General features: G+C 41.4%; 16 protein-coding genes and 2 riboswitches. Of the genes, 11 read left to right on the top strand and 5 right to left on the bottom strand.

What is annotated here, in order from left to right:
* Nucleotides 1-1,488 carry a spore germination protein gene (locus IEV27_RS13555; protein WP_188378032.1) on the bottom strand — a complete coding sequence of 496 codons (1,488 nt, stop codon included), beginning with the start codon at nt 1,486-1,488 and terminating at the stop codon, nt 1-3.
* Nucleotides 1,489-1,683: 195 nt separating this feature from the next.
* Here IEV27_RS13555 and IEV27_RS13550 point away from each other — a divergent pair, with 195 nt between their 5' ends.
* Nucleotides 1,684-2,394, top strand: a complete 711-nt coding sequence (locus tag IEV27_RS13550) for a DUF459 domain-containing protein (protein ID WP_188378031.1) — start codon at nt 1,684-1,686, stop codon at nt 2,392-2,394.
* A gap of 46 nt (nt 2,395-2,440) precedes the next feature.
* Here IEV27_RS13550 and yfkAB read toward each other — a convergent pair whose 3' ends face one another.
* A complete protein-coding gene (gene yfkAB / locus IEV27_RS13545; protein ID WP_188378030.1) occupies nt 2,441-3,568 on the bottom strand; it encodes a radical SAM/CxCxxxxC motif protein YfkAB in 1,128 nt (375 codons plus the stop codon).
* Between the two features lie 174 nt (nt 3,569-3,742).
* On the opposite strand from yfkAB, the gene IEV27_RS13540 reads away from it, so the two are divergent.
* Nucleotides 3,743-4,720: a ring-cleaving dioxygenase gene (locus tag IEV27_RS13540; RefSeq protein WP_188378029.1), complete on the top strand. Its 978-nt coding sequence runs from the start codon at nt 3,743-3,745 to the stop codon at nt 4,718-4,720.
* A 792-nt stretch (nt 4,721-5,512) separates the two neighbouring features.
* On the opposite strand, the gene IEV27_RS13535 is transcribed toward IEV27_RS13540, so the two are convergent.
* Nucleotides 5,513-6,316, bottom strand: coding sequence for an N-acetylmuramoyl-L-alanine amidase (locus IEV27_RS13535; protein WP_188378028.1), 804 nt, complete (start codon nt 6,314-6,316; stop codon nt 5,513-5,515).
* A 463-nt stretch (nt 6,317-6,779) separates the two neighbouring features.
* Between IEV27_RS13535 and IEV27_RS13530 the strand changes: the two genes are divergently transcribed.
* The 3 genes from IEV27_RS13530 to pseC all read left to right on the top strand — a co-directional run bounded on the left by IEV27_RS13530 (nt 6,780) and on the right by pseC (nt 10,090).
* The gene (locus IEV27_RS13530) at nt 6,780-7,745 is read left to right on the top strand and encodes a sodium:calcium antiporter (protein WP_188378027.1); all 966 of its coding nucleotides are present in this window, start codon (nt 6,780-6,782) and stop codon (nt 7,743-7,745) included.
* A 187-nt stretch (nt 7,746-7,932) separates the two neighbouring features.
* Nucleotides 7,933-8,877: a dTDP-glucose 4,6-dehydratase gene (locus IEV27_RS13525; protein WP_188378026.1), complete on the top strand. Its 945-nt coding sequence runs from the start codon at nt 7,933-7,935 to the stop codon at nt 8,875-8,877.
* 10 nt (nt 8,878-8,887) lie between these two features.
* Nucleotides 8,888-10,090 (top strand): UDP-4-amino-4,6-dideoxy-N-acetyl-beta-L-altrosamine transaminase, encoded by a 1,203-nt coding sequence (gene pseC / locus IEV27_RS13520; RefSeq protein ID WP_188378262.1) that lies wholly within the window; start codon nt 8,888-8,890, stop codon nt 10,088-10,090.
* Between the two features lie 583 nt (nt 10,091-10,673).
* On the opposite strand, the gene IEV27_RS13515 is transcribed toward pseC, so the two are convergent.
* A complete protein-coding gene (locus IEV27_RS13515) occupies nt 10,674-11,300 on the bottom strand; it encodes a superoxide dismutase family protein (RefSeq protein ID WP_188378025.1) in 627 nt (208 codons plus the stop codon).
* A gap of 214 nt (nt 11,301-11,514) precedes the next feature.
* Here IEV27_RS13515 and IEV27_RS13510 point away from each other — a divergent pair, with 214 nt between their 5' ends.
* Nucleotides 11,515-11,739, top strand: coding sequence for a hypothetical protein (locus IEV27_RS13510; RefSeq protein ID WP_188378024.1), 225 nt, complete (start codon nt 11,515-11,517; stop codon nt 11,737-11,739).
* 57 nt (nt 11,740-11,796) lie between these two features.
* Here the strand turns inward: IEV27_RS13510 and IEV27_RS13505 are convergent, their stop codons facing one another.
* Complete coding sequence (locus IEV27_RS13505) at nt 11,797-12,606, bottom strand: CAP domain-containing protein (protein WP_188378023.1); 810 nt, start codon at nt 12,604-12,606, stop codon at nt 11,797-11,799.
* A gap of 510 nt (nt 12,607-13,116) precedes the next feature.
* Between IEV27_RS13505 and IEV27_RS13500 the strand changes: the two genes are divergently transcribed.
* The 5 genes from IEV27_RS13500 to IEV27_RS13480 all read left to right on the top strand — a co-directional run bounded on the left by IEV27_RS13500 (nt 13,117) and on the right by IEV27_RS13480 (nt 21,005).
* Nucleotides 13,117-14,082, top strand: a complete 966-nt coding sequence (locus IEV27_RS13500) for an AAA family ATPase (protein ID WP_188378022.1) — start codon at nt 13,117-13,119, stop codon at nt 14,080-14,082.
* Nucleotides 14,079-15,344, top strand: a complete 1,266-nt coding sequence (locus tag IEV27_RS13495; RefSeq protein WP_188378021.1) for a DUF58 domain-containing protein — start codon at nt 14,079-14,081, stop codon at nt 15,342-15,344. Before IEV27_RS13500 ends, IEV27_RS13495 begins: the two co-directional genes overlap by 4 nt.
* Nucleotides 15,344-17,566, top strand: a complete 2,223-nt coding sequence (locus tag IEV27_RS13490; protein WP_188378020.1) for a DUF4129 domain-containing transglutaminase family protein — start codon at nt 15,344-15,346, stop codon at nt 17,564-17,566. The genes IEV27_RS13495 and IEV27_RS13490 overlap by 1 nt, the downstream gene beginning before the upstream one ends.
* A 27-nt stretch (nt 17,567-17,593) precedes the next feature.
* Nucleotides 17,594-17,695: riboswitch (purine riboswitch) on the top strand.
* A gap of 111 nt (nt 17,696-17,806) precedes the next feature.
* Nucleotides 17,807-19,345, top strand: a complete 1,539-nt coding sequence (gene guaA, locus IEV27_RS13485) for a glutamine-hydrolyzing GMP synthase (RefSeq protein WP_188378019.1) — start codon at nt 17,807-17,809, stop codon at nt 19,343-19,345.
* Nucleotides 19,346-19,424: 79 nt separating this feature from the next.
* Nucleotides 19,425-19,526: riboswitch (purine riboswitch) on the top strand.
* Nucleotides 19,527-19,670: 144 nt separating this feature from the next.
* Nucleotides 19,671-21,005 carry an NCS2 family permease gene (locus tag IEV27_RS13480; RefSeq protein ID WP_188378018.1) on the top strand — a complete coding sequence of 445 codons (1,335 nt, stop codon included), beginning with the start codon at nt 19,671-19,673 and terminating at the stop codon, nt 21,003-21,005.
* Nucleotides 21,006-21,023 lie beyond the last annotated feature (18 nt).

Genomic DNA, 21,023 nt, shown 5'->3' with positions numbered 1-21,023 from the left:
TTAAGCCTCCTGCTTCCATCTTTTTTTACGTTTTGACCACCACATCGGAAAACGCACAACAGTATCCTTCTGCTTTTTCATTGAAAAAGGGGCGAAAGGTGACATGTAAGGTTCTCCAAGTGATCTCAATGAAACAAGGTGGATACACAAAATCAGGGTGAAGATCAGTATGCCAAAAATTCCAGCCGTAGCTGCAAAGAGCATGAGCACAAAGCGCATGATTCGAGCAGAGCCCGCGATGGAGTAATAAGGATTCGCAAAGCTGGCGATCGCTGTTAAAGATACAACGATGACAATGGCAGGAGATACGAGACCGGCAGTCACCGCAGCTTCTCCAATAACGATCGCTCCTACAATTGAAACGGCGGGACCGATCGGACGCGGCATTCGTATACCCGCCTCTCGTAAAATTTCAAATACAGTCTCCATAATTAACGCTTCTACGATCGCAGGAAATGGGAGTCCTTCTCGCTGAGCCGCTAAACTAATTAACAAGTCTGTCGGGATCAGTTCCTGGTGAAAAGTCGTTAGAGCTACATAAGTAGCCGGTAAAGCAAATGCAATCCAAAAAGCGATAAAGCGAATCATACGCAGAAAAGTAGACAGGTCGAATCGATTGTAATAATCTTCAGCTGTTTGGAAATAAGAAATAAAGGTAGCCGGGCCGATTAAAGCAAACGGGCTGCCTTCCATCATAATGGCTAATTTACCTTCCGTAAGAGCTGCGCTGACCACATCCGGCCTTTCCGTGTCAATTAAAGTGGGAAAGGGTGAATATCCTTTATCCTCAATCAGCTCTTCCAGCATCCCTGTTTCAAATATTTCTGAAGCTTTGGCATTCGTAATACGGCTGCACGCCACATTTAGTGCGGACTCATTCACAAGTCCTTCAATATAGATGACCATAACCATCGTTTGCGTCATCTCGCCTACTATGAACGATTTAAATCGCAATCGTGGATTTGTAATCCTTCTGCGAATCAACGTGGAATTAACGGCAAGAGCCTCTACAAATCCTTCTCTCGGTCCTCGAACCATGGTTTGTGAGCTTGGTTCTTCTATAGATCTTGTTTCCCAATGCTGATCAGATATCAAAAAAGCTTCTGTTCCCTTTTTTATAAAAAGAATCGTACTTCCACGTAGTAAAGCAGTAAGCATGATAGAAAAATCAGAAGTAGTATTCAATTTTTTTGGGACTTGAATGTGCTGCGAAAAATCTCTAGCGCCACTTGAAGAATCATTTTCTTTAAACCAATCCATTAAGGAAGGAATGACCGTTCTCTCTAAGTCCTCTGTACTAATAAGTCCATCGATGTAGCATAAAGCAAAAGCTGTACGCTTAAATTTATATTCTTTATAAACTAAGTCGAAGGGATCTCCAAGACAATGCTTAATTTGCTCAATATTTTGCTCGACATCTTCTGTGATCGTCAAAGTCGTATCAGTTTGGTTAGTAGGGGAGACGTTCTTCGAGTTTTTCCGCCACATAATTAAACTCCTCGCTACTTTTTTAACCATCCTTTCCTATTTTGAGAGTTTTATACGTTTATAGGGGAGGAGCTGAGTATATAAAAAATTCGCACGTAAGAGATTGTCGCTGCTAAGTATAATACTATATTTACATGTGAAAATCGTTTATTCCTTAAGAGAAAGGGGTAAGTTAATTTCTCAGGAGGAACGATCATGAAAAAAACATTAGTATATACAGCGAGCTTCATTGTCATCATTATAATTGGTGTCGGTTTGGTCAGTTGGAACCAAAGCAAAAATGCTTCATCGGATGAAACGGAAAAAATGATCGCTCTCGGCGATTCTTTAACGTATGGAATTGGTGATGAGTCAGGCCATGGTTATGTAGAAAACATGGAAAAGCTTTTAAAAGAGAATAAAGAAGCCGACATTAAGGTAGAAAACTATGGGATTCCTGATCAGCAGACGGATGGCTTGCTGAAGCAAGTCAACCAAACGGATGTGAAAAGTGATTTAGGAAATGCTGATTATTTCATTTTGTTTATTGGTACGAATGATTTAATCGAAAGTAATGGCGGCGATTTAACTGAAATCAATGAGGAGAAGATTGAAGTTGGAAAAGCGGACTATGAACAAAACTTAGAGGAGATTATAGAGGTCATTCGAGGGGAGAATGAAGACGCTCCAATCTTATTCCTTGGACTTTATAATCCATATCCTGACTCTGAAGAGATTGAGGAAGAAGTTGTTGAATGGAATGACAACAGCCAGACAATAGTCGATGATTACGATAGAATCAAATTTATTTCCACGAATGATCTTTTTAAAGAAAAGTCGAGTGAATATTTCAGTGATGCCCTTCACCCGAATAAAAAAGGCTATGATTTAATTACAGAAAAAATTGTAGAAGAATATGACTTCTAATAAAAAAAGCCGCATTCCTATAAACAGAGGAATGCGGCTTTATCCATTATCGGTTTAATGAGATTTTCGCTTCGCGTTGCTGGAAATCAGTATCTTGATAATACGTATTTTTTACTAATAAGTTTGGTCCTAAGCACTTAGCTGCTGGACAGTGGCAATTTAAGGCATTGGCTGTGTTTGTACTCATCCATTTTGTGAAAGCATCAGGAAGGGAAGTGTCTTGAATTTTACCTAAAGAGGGTTCATCCCCGAAGTCGGTCACAATGATTTCGCCGGAAAAAATGTTTACGTTTAATCTTGAACGCCCATCCGGATCATTACGTACGGTTACATTCTCAGCTTCATCTAGACGCTTTAACATATCTAAATCTGCTTGCGTAGAGTTACAAGGATAAAATGGAAGAGTGCCAAACAGCATCCATACATTTGGATCGCGGTGATTTAGCAGCCGATTGATGCCGTCGCGCATTTCTTCTAGGCTTAACGTTTCAAGGTTACTCGCAAAATCAACTGGATACATCGGATGAATCTCATGTCTGGCACAGCCCATTTCAAGGACGTGATCGTGAATCTTTTCTAAATGGGGGAATGTGCGTTTATTCAGCATTGTTTCTGCTGAGACCATCACACCTGCTTTTGAGAGAGCCTGGCTGTTTTCTACCAGCCGTTCAAAATACTTGGCACGGTTTTCAAAGGAAGGCTTACGATCCATAAGTGCAAATCCTGTTTCTGCAAATTCATCAACAGTGCCCCAGTTATGAGAGATATGTAAGACATCTAAATAAGGAATGATTTCTTCATAGCGTGTGTAGGGCAGGGTTAAGTTTGAGTTGATTTGAGTCCGGACTCCGCGTTCATGTGCGTATTTTAGCAACGGCACAACATACTGTTTGACCGATTTCTTCGAAAGCATGGGTTCTCCACCCGTAATACTAAGCGTGCGCAAGTGCTTGATTTCATCTAATCGCTTCGTTAAAAGCTCAATCGGTAAAGCATCGGGATCTTTATTTTGCAATGTATAGCCGACGGCACAGTGAGCGCAGCGCATGTTGCACAAATACGTCGTTGTAAATTCGACGTTTGATAATGTCATTTCGCCATGTTCTTCAACGTCCATATAAGCTTCCCAAGGATCATAGGAAGGGGAAAGTGCTTTTAATTGCGTGGTGTCCATGATGATAAAACTTCCTTTCTACCAATAGCGTACGTTCATTGTAGCATGTTGAACACGGGGTAAGGTAAAGAAATCAAAGGAGAAGATCAATCAATATCTTGAAATTGAGATAAATAAAAGGTAGGATAAAATAAGAAGAAATGGTCAGGATATTTCCGATTGGAGGAATGAGTGATGAATGAATTAAAAGGTCTGCACCACGTTACTGCCATTACGAGCAGTGCTGAGAAGAATTATGAGTTTTTCACGTACGTATTAGGGATGCGTCTCGTTAAAAAAACCGTCAATCAAGATGACATACAAACGTATCATTTATTTTTTGCTGATGATAAAGGAAGTGCCGGAACGGATATGACGTTCTTTGACTTCCCGGGTATTCCAAAAGGTTCTCATGGTACGAATGAAATTGCTAAAACTTCGTTTAGAGTTCCGAGTGATCAAGCGCTGGACTACTGGGTGAACCGTCTGGATCGTTATGATGTTAAACATAAGGGGATTCAAGAACGTTTCGGTAAAAAAGTGATCCCGTTCGTTGATTTTGATGATCAATCCTACGAGTTGGTATCTGATGAGCATGATCATGGAGTGACTACGGGTACTCCATGGCAAAAAGGACCGGTACCTTTAGAATATGCAATTACAGGGTTAGGGCCGCTTCACGTTCGTGTAGATAACTTTGATTATTTTAAAGAAATGCTGGAGAAAGTTCTTCTTTTTAAGGAAATTGAAGAAGAAGGAGCTTTACACCTATTTGAAATGGGAGAAGGGGGCAATGGAGCTCAGGTAGTCGTTGAGTACAACCCGATTTTACCTCAAGCGAGACAGGGATATGGAACCGTTCATCATGCGGCTTTTCGAGTGGAAGATCGCCATGCTTTAGACGAGTGGATCGACCGCATGCCTCGATTTGGATTTAGAACGTCTGGCTACGTAAACCGTCATTACTTTGAATCGCTGTATGTAAATGTTGCTCCGCAAATCTTATTTGAGTTTGCTACTGATGGTCCAGGTTTTATGGGAGATGAACCTTATGAAACCTTAGGAGAAAAATTATCCCTGCCGCCGTTGCTCGAGCCCAAACGTGAACAGATTGAACAAGCTGTCCGTCCAATAGATACGGTTAGAAGTACAAAAGAATTTAAAAAAGAGTAAAACAAAGATTCTTTTCTCTAGACAAAATGAAGGAACCGTGTGATCGCGTGTTTACATTCGTCCAAGCTTTTTCAACAGCCTAAAGAGCCCCTCTGTATAGTAGAGGGGCTTTCTTCAGATTGTGGAGAACCCCTTGGTTTTCCGCAAGCTTTTTTTCTTGCCGATTGGAGTGAAGGAACCTTCAGTCCCCTGAAAAAGTCCTTTCTAATTTAAAAGAGCTGTTAACGTTTGTAGTTGAATCTCACGAATCGCTAGTCGGTGGCTAAAGAACGATATAAAATTGAAGCGAAGACTAGCGTCAGTTTAGAAAATACTTTCCACACATACCCCTTTTATTAAAATTCTACCTTTCATAAAACTTCAGTTGCCTTAGAACCATTCCCTTTATACGCCCGAGCGTATGAGCTTCCTCGCAAACCCCACGCTCGGCGATCTCGGCTCACTCGTTCTTCCGCAGGAGTGGAAGGGTCCTCACTCCTTGAAACGTCCCTTAAGTCGGAAAACTCTCGTCCACATAGATCACCCTAACGAGTTAGAGGGCCATCTTTTTCATATTTTTACAGCCAGCCCTCATCAACGTCTGTTCCTAAAAAGCGACTAGAGAAAGTGACGTACAAGCCGCGCTACTTTGGAGGGCTTTCATTATACGATGGGGAACAGAAAGCGAAGTATTTGGACGGAGCGATGGTGTAAATTCTTTCTTGAATATAAATAATCCGAACTGATTTCAATCGAATCGTTCGGATTATTTTATGCTTTATTCAGTTTTGTCCCGGCCTCTTCTTAATATAATTATTTTCCGAAATAATCTATCGTACCTTGAGTAATGGCATTAGCAACTTGAGATTGATAGCTTTCAGTTTGTACGAGTGCTGCTTCTTCAGGGTTGGATAGGAAGCCTAATTCAAGTAAAACAGCAGGAGCGTTGTTATCCTTAACCACACGGAAATCCTGGTTGTAGATCCCGTCATTTTGACGGTCCGTATGATTGGCAAGCTGGTCTTGCAATGATCGTGCCCATGGGAGGTCCTTTCCACTATCATAATAGTAGCTGCTGATCCCTTTGGCACTAGAGTAAATACTGGAATTATAGTGAAGACTTATGAAAGCATCCGTTTCGTAAGAATGACTAATGTCAACTCTTTCATCTAACGTTAAGTACTGATCACCTGACCTTGTCATCGTAACCTTAGCTCCAGCCTCACTTAACTCGTCGTATGTACGCTGAGCTGTACTTAAATTAACATTCTTCTCATAGGAGTTGTCTACACCTATGGCTCCAGGATCAGATCCTCCGTGACCGGGATCAAGTGTAATATGTACGCCTTCTAAAGGAGAGTTAGAAGCCACTAAAAAATCGGATGAAACCCATCCTGTATAGCCGTTATACTCAATTCTAGACCAATTCGAGCGTTCCTCGTAGACTGTAACAGTGGCCCCATCTTCTAAAGCCCCGATAATGGCAGAATCAATATCTGGTGCACTTCTAACGTGCAAGGACGTAGCATCAACCTGGTAATCTTTCGTATCTGCACTAGCTGCAGAGGGCATCACACTTAGAAGGATAAGCGTACCTGCCACGACCATAAGCGCCATCAATAATTTACTTTTTTCTTGAAATGGTAATGCAAGAATAACGTCTCACCTCTCTTAAAAAAATCAAACAAATCTAGTATTCTATGATTCAGTTTCATACCATCATACCAATGCTGGAGAGGATTTCAATGTTTTCTACAATAAACGAAACGATGTGCTAACAAAACAGGATATTTATGGAATTTCATCATGAATTCTAAATAGCATCAGGGACTTTTATCGGAGAGAAAATAGAAGGAATTCTTAGGGAATCTAGTGTTTTAACTTGACTCTTTCTTGTTAAATACATATAGTAGATTGAACAAGGGGAGTAGCGACCGCTGCATGCGGCTTTTGAATCGTCAATACGGTATGCTTAATACCTGGTTCAAAAGGCTATCAACGGTAAGTAGTACGCGAGACCTTGGTACACATTCTGTGCCAGGGTCTCTTTTTTATGCTCTGGTCTGAAAGGAGAAGCAGTGTGATTTACATTATATTTTTACTTGCTGCCGCAGTTGTTGTCTTAGCAGCTATTAAATTGAACAAATTTGGGGATATCATTAGCCAAAAGTCCGTCTTAAGCGGTGCGGCTGTTGGAACTTTTTTAATTGCCGGAGCGACATCGTTACCTGAGCTCACAACGAGTTTGACCGCCGTTTATATTGATAACCCGGATATCGCAGTTGGAAATATGATTGGAAGCAACGTCTTTAATCTATTAATCTTAGCGGTGGTAGACATGATCTATCGCAAGCGCCGTCTCTTTCAGCGTGTCGGGTACAGGGAGCATGTGCCTTCAGCTATAGTCGGTTTGCTTTTTATGCTTATCATAATTACAGCGCTTCTTATTCCAGGCTCGATTGAATGGTTTGGCGTAGGTATTGAAATGTTCGTGATGGTTGGAGTTTATATCGTGGTCGTGAAATTCCTTTCTAACGAGGGAGAGGAAAGTGCGGCTGACATAGAGGTACCTGTGAAAGACTATAGTTTGCGTCAGGCGGTTATTCGGTTTGTTTTGCTTGCCCTGGTTGTATTTGGGGCAGGAAGTGTGCTCTCGATTGCGGGTGATCAACTCGCTCAAGTCTCGGGAATGGATTCAAGTTTTGTAGGAAGTTTTCTAATTGCTGCGTCCACTTCCTTACCTGAACTGGTGACTGTGCTTGCTGCTTTTAAAGTGGCTAATTATGGCATGGCTATTGGATCGATTCTAGGAAGCAATATGTTTAATATGCAGCTCCTCGTGGTGACGGACTTCCTTTATCGTGACAGAGCCATTTTAGAGGCAGCAGGGAGTTCCCATATTTTTATGGCGCTGCTCGTCGTATTTATGACGGTCATGATCATTTATTTATTGCTGAGACCGAGGATTTCAAGCTCTTGGCGTTATGCGGCCCCATCGTTTGTCATCAGCGTGGTGTATGTCGTCGTCTCATTTATGTTGTTTTAAGGAAGAGGTACCGGATGCGGTACCTCTTTTTTAGATAGTATTTATCTTTTAAAATACTTTTTGAAGCTAACAAATAATATTAGGCCAGAGGTTTCTCACCTTCTTTTTCTTATGTTCATTTCAATGAATAATCTCTTTCCCATTTTAATAGGATGGGTCTGAAGGGGTAAAAGAGGGAGATGATGATTTGAATGTCCTCGTAACTGGCGGTGCAGGGTTTATCGGCAGATGGGTTGTTAAAAAGCTGCTTGATGACGGCCATAATTTATGGGTGCTTGATAACTTATCGAATGGAAGAATTGAAAACGTAGATGAATTCTTAAGTCGAAAGAATTTCAAGGAATTTATTCAAGGAGATATAAAAGATGCTTCTTTATTAGAGGATTTATTCTTAAAAAAATTTGATTGTTGTTATCACTTAGGCGCGAGCATAAATGTGCAGGATAGTATCGACGATCCTAAGACTGCATTTAAGAACGAAACGATCGGGACGTTTAACGTACTTGAAGAGTGCAAAAGACACCGCGTCAAAATTGTATTTACGAGTACGTGTATGGTATATGATAGCGCTACGACCCCTGCAGGCATTAAAGAAACGGATGCGATTAAACCAGCATCTCCTTATGCAGGAGCAAAAATGGCTGCAGAAAACATGGTGCTTTCCTATTTTTTCACTTATGGACTGCCTGCCGTGGTCGTTCGCCCTTTTAATACGTATGGGCCTTTTCAGAAAGCAGGGCGAGAAGGCGGGGTTGTCGCGATTTTCATTAAAAACAAGCTGGAAGGCAAACCACTTCAAATCTATGGAGATGGAACACAAACACGTGATTTATTGTACGTGGAAGATTGTGCGAATTTTGTTGTAGAATCCGGCTACTCTGATAAGGCTAATGGTGAAATTCTTAATGCTGGACTCGGGCGGGATATCCCAATTAATGATTTAGCCAGCTTAATTGTCAAAGACGTGACTAAAATTCAACACGTAAAGCACATTCACTCGCAAAGTGAAATAAAAAAATTGCTTTGTAATTATGATAAAGCTATGAAACTACTAAGATGGAAGCCTGTTTTTAGTATAGAAGGTGGCATCAAACGCACGGAAGATTGGATGAAATCTACGAATCTGAGTTAATGAGGAGTTCATTATGAGCAAAAAACTAGCCATTCAAGGAGGAAAACCGGTTCGGGAGACTTATCTTCCTTATGGAAGCCAATCAGTTGATGATGAAGATGTAAAAAAAGTTGTTCAAGTACTAAAAAGTGACTTTCTAACGACAGGTCCAGAAATCTATAAGTTTGAGCAAAAAATAAGTGATTACGTTGGGGCTAATTATTGTGTAGCTTTTGCAAATGGAACGGCAGCACTTCATGCCGCTTGTTTTGCTGCTGGTGTCAAAAAGAATGATGAAGTGATCACGAGTCCGATGGCCTTCCTCGCAAGTGCAAACTGCGCACTCTACTTAGACGCTATGCCTGTATTTGCAGATATTGACCCAAATACGTATACGATCTCTCCTTCATCGATTCAATCTTTGATTACGGATAAAACGAAAGCGATCATTCCGGTTGATTTTACAGGGCAGCCTGCTGCGTATGATGATATCCTTGCGATTGCTAAAGCCCATGGCATCCCAGTGATCGAAGATGCATCACACGCGCTTGGGGCTCGTTATAAAAGCAGGGACGTGGGTGCACTTAGTGATATGACCATGTTTAGCTTTCATCCTGTAAACCATGTAACTACAGGAGAAGGCGGCGTAATTACGACAAACCGAAAAGATTACTACGAGAAGCTCGTTCGCTTTCGAAATCATGGGATAGCGGGTTGTGAATCCGGGGTATTCGTAGGTACTTCTCATGGTCCTTGGTACTATGAAATGCAAAGCTTAGGTTTTAACTATCGGATGACAGACCTGCAAGCTGCTTTAGGTCACAGCCAGCTTAATAAACTCGATCAGTTTATAGCGAAAAGGAAGAAGTACGCAGCAATGTATACGAAAGCTTTTCAAGACGTCCATGAAGTAATCACCCCAATGCTTAAAACGGGGTGTGATTCAAGCTGGCACCTCTATATCCTGCGACTCAAAATGGAGCGACTGTCAGGGACGCGTAAGCAAGTGTTCGAGGCGTTACAAAAAGAGAATATTGGTGTGAACGTACATTATATTCCTGTGTACTGGCACCCCTATTATCAGCAATTAGGTTATGAAAAAGGACTTTGCCCAACTGCCGAAGAAGTCTATGAAGAGATTATTACACTTCCGTTGTTTCCTGGCATGACAAAAGCGGATGTCAAAGACGTAATTAAAGCTGTAAAAAAAGTAATCTCTCATTACGCGAGGTGACCCTATGAAGGTGGCTTCATTTTTCAATCGCGCATATCAAAGTTTCTTCCATGTAAACCATTACTAGATTTTCAATCCTTTCCACGGATCTCTCTGTATTCTGTGTGTCGTAAGCCACGAAAAAGGAAGAGCCTCAGCTTCTAGAGGGACCTTCGTTTTCGCTGCATTGTTTTAACGCATGTGAAAGTTTCTTTCATTAGGTAGAATAAAGGGTTCCAGGAAACGACTCCCTTTTCATGGACGAATGGTGTGTCTCCTCAGGATTACGCCTTCCGGGGTCACACCTTATTCGTGTTTCCCATAGAAGTCTCGCCGTTTCCTAAGACCCTTTTACGATAAAAGTATACTAAGGGACAAGCCGTGCCATTGTGATATTAGCAGAGACCAGTGTTTTGATCAAAGGAACGGAAAAAGTGACGATTCCTTCGAGGTGAGCAGACAGGAGAGGTCCAGGAGGTCGCAGACCGAGGAGACTTTCCGTCTTGCCCCGCGGAAAGCGGCGCTTTTCCTGTTCCTTTTCTCCATCCGTCAAAGCTTTTGCAACAGCCTGAGGCTCTTCAAAAATGGAAGAGCCTTTTCAAGTTTAATCTTCTTCATTAATTTCTCCGCACGCGATTCGATCTCCAGCGTCACCAGCTGGCTGTGATTCGTTGTCATCAGCTTCCCCGTGTACTACTAATGCGGTGCCATCTTCATCTAATAACGAATGGTCTTCACCGGAGGCAAGAGTTACTTCTTCCGCTGTAATCTCCTGCTCAACAGAACCATCTTCTTCTACTTCAAGGTTTGGAAGATCACCGGCATGAGGACCGTCTTCAGATTCTGTCCCATGACTTACATTCGTTGGGTTAAAGTGATCGCCCGCCGATTTAAAATCAGGCCCTTCACATAAGCCGCTTTCGTGGATGTGGAAGCCGCGTTCACCCTCAGGTAATTTAGAAGCTTCAAGGTAAATAAGTACTCCACTGTCCTGCTCGATCAATTCAGCTTCTCCAATTTCTTCACCTTCTCCATCCATCATAGACACGGTTACCATCTCGGATTCCCCGTCTTCTTCAGATTCTTCCGTTTCGTCACTGTTAGCTCCTTGTTCAGTAGAAGTTTGGTTATCACCTGTATCAGGAGCGTCTGTCTGTTCATTATCTTCTCCACAAGCTGCGATGAAAAACAATAATGTTATTACTGCCATTAAGTATAGCCATTTCTTCATACGGGGTGTGACCTCCTTATAAAATGCATTTAACTATAGAGGGTTTTTACGTTAAATGCGAATGATAAACAAGAAATAGGAAAATTCATCCTATCCTCCTAATTAAAAGATGCAGGGTAAAGGATTTCTTGTTCGTATGAACTACATTTTATTGCATAAAAGAAAGGATTATTAGTATAATAAGAACAAACGTTCGTATTAAGGGGTGAGTAATATGGAAGGGTGGATAAAAAGAAGTGCAGAAAGAAAAGAGAAAGTGGAGATCATTTATTTATCGGTACAAGGAGAGGTATCTCAAAGGGTGATTCAAGTATTACAAGTGCAATCTGAATACATTATTGCCTTTTGTTACTCTAAAAACCAAGTAAGAACATTTAATAAAGTGAATATATTATCAGCCTTTCCTCGCGGTAATAAAAGATTAAAAGGTGTTTCATAAAAAAAACCACCGAGATTACTAAACCTCGGTGGGTGTGTCAAAAAAATACTTTATTAGTTATTTACCGATAAACATTTGAGTCCAGTAGTTACCGTCCTCAGCATGTCCTACACCAATATGAGTAAAGGATGAGTTCATAATGTTCTCACGGTGACCTTCGCTGTTCATCCAGCCTTGGACAACTTGTTCAGGTGTCGTTTGCCCCATCGCAATGTTTTCACCTGCAGTTGTATAGTCAATTCCATATGCATTCATCATATCAAACGGTGACCCGTGTGTTGGGCTGTCGTGTGAGAAATAGTTGTTTTGCTGCATGTCTAGTGATTTATCTTTAGCTACTCCGCTAAGTTCTACATCTAGCTCAAGTGGTGCTAGTCCTTGTTTGGCACGTTCTTCGTTCGTTAAATCTACGACTTGCTGTTCAAATGCAGATACTTCAGAGCTTGCTTCCGCTTGTTCTGTAGTTTGTTCTTGAGTAGCTTGTTCTTCAGCGGGCTGTTCAGCTGGTGCTGCTTGCTCTTGTGGAGCTTCAGCTGGCTCTTCTGGAGCTTTTTCTTGTTGCTGTTCTGCAGGCTGCTGTTCAGGTGCTTCCTGCTTTGGCTGCTCTTCGGCAGGAGCTTCTGGCTGCTCTTGAGCAGGCTGTTCAACTTGGAACTGCTCTAGAAGAGACTGAATGTCCACTTGTTGAAGGTTATTTGCTTTTAGTGCGTCTTCATTTTGATTAACCCATTGAAGAACGCTTTCTATATTAATGTGTTGTTGGTTTACTTTTACCTCGCTATCTCCTGTAGAAGCTAGAGAAGTAGCTGGAGCTGCCAATACGGAAAGGGCAAGGGCTCCTGAAACAATCAGTGACTTCACTTTCATGTTTGTATTCCTCCTTGAAAAGTTTTGTTTTTTTCAACAACTTCATCCTATCATCCGTTTTGTGTAATATTTATGGTTAAATTTAGAAAAGTATAGCTAAGTCGTCTAAAAAGTAATGCAAAGAGAGAATACTAGAAAAATAGAGTGATTTTTTATTGATATTATAATGATTCCCAAAATCTTCATATGAAACAATCTTTATGGCCAATTGGAATGTGTAAGGTTACACTGATAACAATTGGTAAAACATATCTGTTGACAAGGTCTAAAGAAGGGTAACATTGTTACGTTTATTACACCTATGTTACAAATGTAAGAGTTTTGACCAAATTAGATAGAAATCGAGTAAATGCGATCGTATTTCCCAGGAAATACAGTGTAATTTCACGCCAATTTGTTTAATAAAATCAAGGATACACAATTTTTGTCGTACGACTTTAGATATAGTATAGTTAGAAGTAAGAGTGAGTTTTCAGAAAATAGTGTCATAGAAGCGAGGGATCTAACTAAATGAGTAATCAAACGTTCCTATATCACCCTAAAATTTCAGAAGTCTTAAGAAATATTAATAAGGTAATGATCGGAAAGGATGAGGAAGCGTTATTAAGCGTAGTCGCATTGTTAGCTAAAGGGCATGTACTTTTAGAGGATGTTCCTGGTGTAGGGAAGACAATGCTTGTAAGAACATTAGCCAAATCTCTAGATTGCGACTTTAAACGAATTCAATTTACCCCCGACTTACTGCCTTCTGACGTAACTGGAGTTTCAATATATAACCCAAAAACACTAGAATTTGAATTTCGTCCAGGACCTATTCTCGGAAATATTGTGCTGGCCGATGAAATAAACCGAACCTCTCCAAAAACTCAATCCTCTCTACTAGAGGGAATGGAAGAGACCAATATTACTGTAGATGGTGAAGCTGTACCCCTTCAACGCCCATTTTTTGTTATGGCTACTCAAAATCCAATCGAGTACGAAGGAACATATCCCCTCCCTGAAGCTCAGCTAGATCGTTTCCTATTAAAATTAAAGATGGGCTATCCAACTGATAAGCAGGAAATGGAGATGCTGGCTCGTACCTCAGGGAGTCACCCCATTCATGAAGTAGAAGCAGTTATTACTCGAGATGAGTTGATTGAATTACAGCACCAAGTTGAAGAAGTATATGTAGATTCTACTGTTCATCGGTATATAGTGGACTTAGTAACAGGGACTAGAAAGCATGAAGGGGTTTACCTCGGAGTCAGCCCTCGAGGCTCAATTGCATTAATGAAAGCGGCCAAAGCTTATGCTTTTATTAAAGACCGTGACTATGTTCTCCCTGATGACGTGAAATTCCTGGCGGCGAACGTTTTATCCCATCGCATCATTTTAACGTCTGAAACGAAGTTCGAAGGGACCACCGCTGAAGATATTGTTTCAGACATACTATCGGACATTGTTGTACCTGTACAGAGGAATGTGAGTGAATGAGACAAACCTTTCATTTCACAGCAAGGATCATTATTGTCTCTGTTCTGTTTCTTGTGCTTTTTTCCTACGCCATGTTTCAAGGAGGCTTTGTAAGCTGGTTTTTGTTTTACAGCTTCTTGCCTTTTCTTATTTATATGACGGCTCTAACTTTTTACCGTCTTGATAAATGGAAAGTTACACGCCACCTTTCTAAGCGTGTCGCCACCGCTGGGGAAACAGTGCAAGTAGAGGTTACAATAGATCGTAGATTTCCATTTCCAATATATTATTGTGTAATCGAAGAGTATTTCCCGAACTCTTTAATGACAGAGGATCATAACATTGAAAAATATCGATATATGGATGAGGTTCTACTTAATGAAGAAAGTCGGCAGGTTAAAAAAATAGCCTTTCCTTGGTTTAAGAGGCACATCAGCTATCAATATGAATTGCAGAGAGTTCCAAGAGGAGAACACCATTTGAAAGCCTTACGTGTGAAAACAGGGGACTTCTTCGGTTTTATAAAAAAAGAGTACGTTTATAACTTAGATCATCAATTTCTTGTTTTCCCTTACCAAAGGCCGGTGAGACTTACAGAAAAGGCGTATAGCTTCGAACAAGGAGCGAGTCCTTCCTTTAAATTAAATGAGAAAAATACAACCATCGTTTCTGGAGTTCGAGAATATGTTCCAGGAGATCGGTTTTCTTGGATTGACTGGAAGAACACAGCGAAAAGCAATCAAATGATGACGAAGGAATTTGAACAAGAAAAAAGTGTGGACATCCTGCTTGTTTTAAATGCTGTTCATTGTGAGAAGGCCAGCCCGTTAAGCTTTGAAGGAGCGGTAGAATTTAGTGCTTCCCTGTTAGAAGAGATGCATAAAAATTCGTCACAGCTTGCCTTTATGACGCTTGGCGATGGGAAGAGGTATTTTCCTTTCCAGCAGGACTACAAACATAAAGAAATGATTAATCATCACCTTGCGAAAATAAAAGCGATTGGACAAACCTCGTTTGCCAAACAGTTGGAGAGAGAGCGTTCTCAATTCCCCTCAGGGATTGTTGTTTTGATTGTTAGTCATCAGCTTAATCCCCAGCTGCTTGAAAGCCTGACTCGAATTGCTCAAAAAAGCAAACGTGTTGTGTTTTTTTACGTAAGACCGCAAAAGCAATTGGATTTTCAAGACCGTAAATTAATTAAAAAATTGCGCAATAACCGAGTAGTCGTAAATGTAATGACGGAAGAAGAATTAACTCAACGAGAATTTGAGGTGAATACATAATGAACCTCACGGATAAGCATCAGCGATTCTATCAAGTTGCCATTTATATTTGCGGATTTCTTCTATTTATGGAATGGCTTCGACCGTTAGAAATTATTGCGGACTTTAATAATGTCAGCGTCTTTTTTATCTATGCCGCTTTTTGTTTTTTTATTTCATTTCTCCAAGTGAACTGGGTCATATCTGTTCCATTAAAATTATTAGGGCTTATTTTTATTATCGATGGTCTCTATATGGGAGAGCGTATTTTCGGCAGTAATTGGTTTACTGTTATTTACGACCAGATTATGTACAATATTCAAGTCATCCAAGGACAGCAATGGTGGCAAATGACCCCAATGTTTAGAAGCCTGTTGTTTTTAATTTTACTTTGGTTAATGAGCTACCTCTTATTCTATTGGTTTATTGTAGCTAAACGAATGCTTATCTTCATACTTTTAACCATAATTTATGTAACCGTCGTAGATACATTCACGATCTATGACGGTAAGTGGGCCATTATCCGGACGTTTACATTGTCGATGATCTCTCTTGGACTATCTCATTTTTATAAAGAAATGGAAAAGGAAGAAATATCATTTAAACAGATGTCTTCCTCCTATATTTGGTTTTTTCCTCTTATAGGGATGATTATCTTATCCACTTTGATTGGTTATTCTTCACCTAAGTTAACCCCTCAATGGCCTGATCCAGTTCCTTATCTTACAAGTGCCAATCCTGGAGCTGGTTCAGGAAAGGGAGGAGAAGGTCCCGTCCAAAAAGTCGGTTATGGAGAAAATGATTCGAGACTTGGGGGAGGGTTTATCCAAGATGACACTCCAGTCTTTCAAGCCTTAGCCAATGACGAACAATATTGGCGTATTGAATCAAAAGACACGTACACCGGGAAAGGGTGGGAAGATACCCTGGATGGTGAGACAAGTGCATTGTCTGCCGATGACTTAGAATTTGAAACATTTACAAATGAAGTAGAAACCGAAGAACGCACCTCCTTCTTAAACTTTACGGGAGAAGCAAACTTTAACAAGCTGGTCTATCCTTATGGAGCTCGTTCGCTGGACCAATTCCCGAATAATACTTCCCTGGAGCTTCATACAAATACGGGAGAAATTGACACCATTCGAGATGGAAGCATGACTCAGGTTGAAGAATACATCGTCGAGTACGAGAGGCCCTCTTTTGAGTACAATGAACTTCGTGAAGCAGGTGGAGAGGATCCTGAAAACATTCGTGAACAATATACGCAGCTTCCAGATAATCTGCCGAGTCGTGTGGAAAATCTCGCCAGCCAAATTGTAGAAGAGGACGACAACCGCTACGATAAAGCGAAAGCGGTGGAAGCCTATTTTGCCGCCAATGACTTTGAATATTCCACCGAAGATGTAGAGGTTCCAGAAGATCACGAAGATTACGTGGACCAGTTTCTATTCGATACAAAGCTTGGGTATTGTGATAACTTTTCCACCTCGATGGTTGTCCTTCTGCGCTCACAGGACATCCCGGCCCGCTGGGTGAAAGGCTTTACCGGCGGTGAGCCCACAGATGAATCTCAATCTGTTCAAGGTGAAGATCTCAATGTGTATGAAGTAACGAGCGGAAACGCTCATTCATGGGTAGAAGTTTATTTTCCAGAAATTGGATGGGTTCCCTTTGAACCTACTCAAGGGTTTTCAAACAACACAGACTTTTACTTAGAGGTAGAAAGTGACGATGATAGTGACACAACAACAGATGATGAAAGTGATGACAATTCCGCCTCAGATGAAAATGATCCATCAAATCCGAACCAGAATGCCGAAGAAGAAGAGACAGAAGGTGAAGACGATACAAATGCAGCGGGAGCAAGCAATAATAACAACCAGCTTCCCCAATGGATAGCAGCAGGTATCCTTGTCGGATTAGGAGTTATTCTTTACTTTTCAAGGTTCCGTTTAATGGCTGCTTATCTCGAACGTAAACTGAAAAAAAACCAAGACCGAGACACATTTGAAAGAGCCTATATTTTCCTACTGAAGGTACTCGAAAATAGGGACTTGAAACGTGATTCGAATCAGACGCTTCGCGACTATGCGAATAAGGTCGACGCCCGTTACCAAACGAATGACATGCGCCAGCTAACGACTTACTATGAACGGCTCTTATACCGAAACGAAAGCGATCAAAAGCAAATGAATAAGGTCACAGAATTATGGGAAAATTTAATTAAAAAGACATTGTCTTGATTCCCGTCGTTGCGGTTGATAGAATGAATGAAATTAATCATCAACCTTCATATATCCTCGGTAATATGGACCGAAAGTCTCTACCGGAGCACCGTAAATGCTCTGACTATGAAGGCAGGAATCGTGTAGTGTCTTTTACATGAACTTCTGCCTTCACCGTATTAAAACGGAGGTAGAAGTTCATTTTTATTTTAAGCCGATCGATTTAAAGTGAAGTAAAATAAAGGAGATGAAACCCAAATGGAACAAGTGCAAGGCATGATCCTCGTACTAGACTTTGGCAGTCAATACAACCAATTGATTACACGACGTATCCGTGAATTTGGCGTTTACAGTGAGCTTCGTTCTCACAAGATTTCGGTAGAAGAAATTAAGGAGTTAAACCCTAGCGGTATTATTCTATCGGGGGGACCTAACAGTGTATATGGTGAAAACAGCTTCCGCTGTGATGAAGACTTATTCGAATTAGGCATCCCTGTGCTCGGCATTTGTTATGGCATGCAGCTTATGACTCATCACTTTAATGGAAAAGTGGAACGAGCTCACCAACGTGAATATGGCAAAGCAGACATTGCTGTATCCGAAGATCCTGTGCTTTTCCGTAAAACGCCAAAAGCACAAACCGTATGGATGAGCCATAGTGATAAAGTCATTGAAGCACCTGCAGGCTTTACGGTAGATGCGACAAGCCCATCATGTCCTGTGGCAGCCATTGGGAATAATGATAAACAAATGTATGGGGTGCAGTTCCACCCAGAAGTCCGTCATTCTGAATATGGGAACGATATTTTACGTAGCTTCGTTTTTGACGTATGTGAAGCAACGGATGATTGGACGATGGAACATATCGTCGAAATGGAAGTCGAAAAAATTCGTGAAGAAGTAGGCGACCGCAAAGTACTATGTGCGTTAAGTGGTGGAGTTGATTCTTCCGTAGTAGCTGCTTTAATTCATAAAGCCATTGGTGATCAGCTGACGTGTATTTTTGTGGATCACGGGCTGCTGCGTAAAAACGAAGCCGACGATGTCATGCGCACCCTTGGTGATGGTTTTAATATGAACATCATTAAAGTTGATGCTAAAGAACGTTTTCTCAGCAAGCTGGAAGGGGTCTCTGATCCTGAGAAAAAACGTAAAATCATCGGGAACGAATTCATTTATGTGTTTGATGATGAGGCGGACAAACTGCGAGATATTGATTATTTAGCTCAGGGTACGCTGTATACAGATATCATAGAAAGTGGTACGGATACCGCTCAAACGATTAAGTCGCACCATAACGTAGGTGGACTTCCTGAAGACATGGAATTTCAATTAATTGAACCGCTGAACACGCTGTTTAAAGATGAAGTGCGTGCATTAGGAACAGAGCTGGGCGTCCCTGAACATATTGTGTGGCGTCAGCCATTCCCTGGACCGGGTCTCGCTATTCGAATTTTAGGAGCTGTTTCAGAAGAAAAACTAGAAATTGTTCGCGAATCTGATGCCATATTAAGAGAAGAAATTAAACATGCCGGCCTCGATCGTGACATTTGGCAATACTTCACTGTACTTCCAGACATTCGTTCCGTAGGTGTTATGGGAGATGAGCGTACGTATGACCATACCATCGGAATACGAGCGGTTACCTCCATTGACGGGATGACCTCAGACTGGGCACGCATCCCTTGGGATGTGTTAGAACGTATTTCGACTCGTATTGTTAATGAAGTCAGTCACGTGAACCGAGTCGTGTACGATGTAACGAGTAAGCCGCCAGCAACGATCGAATGGGAATAACGAATATTATAGTTGGACGAATAACTGAACGTTCGGATTTTGGGTTGACGAATCTTGTCGACCTTAGTAAGATGATAAAAGAGAAAAGTGAATAAGCTGTCGTATAATTTTGGGGATATGGCCCATGAGTTTCTACCGGACTACCGTAAATGGTCTGACTACGTCAGGAATAACCACACGTATATTTACGTGCGGTTCATTTCTTTAGTAGATTCGTGTAGAGCACTCTCGGCCGTATAAAGCTGAGGGTGTTTTTTATTGCTCTATAGCCAAGCTAACCCCGGATCCACACGATATTTTCACATAAAAAGGGGAGGAAAGAGACATGAAAAAGTTTTTTAATTTTCAGGAACACGGCACGAATTACCGTACTGAATTCCTGGCAGGGATGACTACCTTTCTTGCGATGGCTTACATTTTGTTTGTGAACCCATCCACACTAGCCCTGACAGGAATTGAAGAACTGCCTGAAGGTGTCACACGAATGGACGAGGGAGCGGTGTTTACCGCAACAGCTATTGCCGCTGCCATCGGTACGTTAATTATGGGGGTACTGGCAAAGTATCCAATAGCTCTTGCACCAGGGATGGGCTTAAACGCTTTTTTCGCTTACACCGTTGTTTTAGGTTATGGTATTCCTTGGGAAACTGCATTATCTGGCGTATTAGCATCCGGACTTATTTTTATTATATTAACGTTAACAGGACTGCGCCAAAAGATTATTAACGCGATACCAGCTAATCTAAAGCTTGCTGTAGGTGCGGGTATCGGACTTTTTATAGCATTTATAGGTTTTCAAAATGCAGGAATCGTTCAAGGAAATGAAGATACTCTTGTAACATTAGGTGATTTAACACAGTCTACAACGATGCTTGCCATCTTTGGTATCGTCGTTTCCGTTATGTTCCTTGCCCTTGGTATTAAAGGCGGTATTTTTTACGGGATGATCTTAACAGCCATTGCAGGGATTGTGACCGGCCTTATCGCACCGCCGGCTGGACTAGGCGATATCGTTGGACCGGCACCAAGCTTGGAACCGACATTTGGAGCAGCATTGACCCACTTTGGCGAAATCTTCACCATTGAAATGCTCGTTGTTATTCTAACGTTCTTATTCGTAGACTTTTTCGATACAGCCGGAACATTAGTTGCGGTTGCTACTCAAGCAGGTTACATGAAAGAGAATAAATTGCCTCGTGCGGGTCGAGCTCTATTTTCAGATTCAGCTGCTACTGTAGCCGGAGCCATTGCAGGAACATCAACAACGACCTCTTACATTGAATCAACAGCAGGCGTAGGAGCAGGAGGAAGAACAGGTTTTGCCTCCGTCGTAACCGCAGGGTTCTTCCTGTTAGCTCTATTCTTTTCACCACTGCTTTCCGTCGTTACAGCAGAAGTGACAGCTCCAGCCCTAATTATTGTCGGCGTGCTCATGGCATCAACCTTAAAGAACATCGACTGGGACCAATTCGAAATCGCCGTCCCTGCTTTCTTTACCATTGCGGCCATGCCATTAACGTACAGCATCGCCACAGGCATTGCGATTGGCTTTATCTTTTACCCAATCACTCTTCTTTTAAAAGGAAGAGGAAAAGAGATTCACCCGATTATGTATGGCTTGTTTATTGTTTTCGTTCTATACTTTATCTTCCTAGCTTAAACGCTGTGCCGCACAGAG

Source organism: Halobacillus andaensis (genome assembly GCF_014636475.1).
GTDB classification, from domain to species: Bacteria; Bacillota; Bacilli; order Bacillales; family Halobacillaceae; genus Halobacillus_A; species Halobacillus_A andaensis.
Note: the sequence above shows the minus strand (reverse complement) of the source record. Positions and strands in the feature narration are given on the sequence as shown.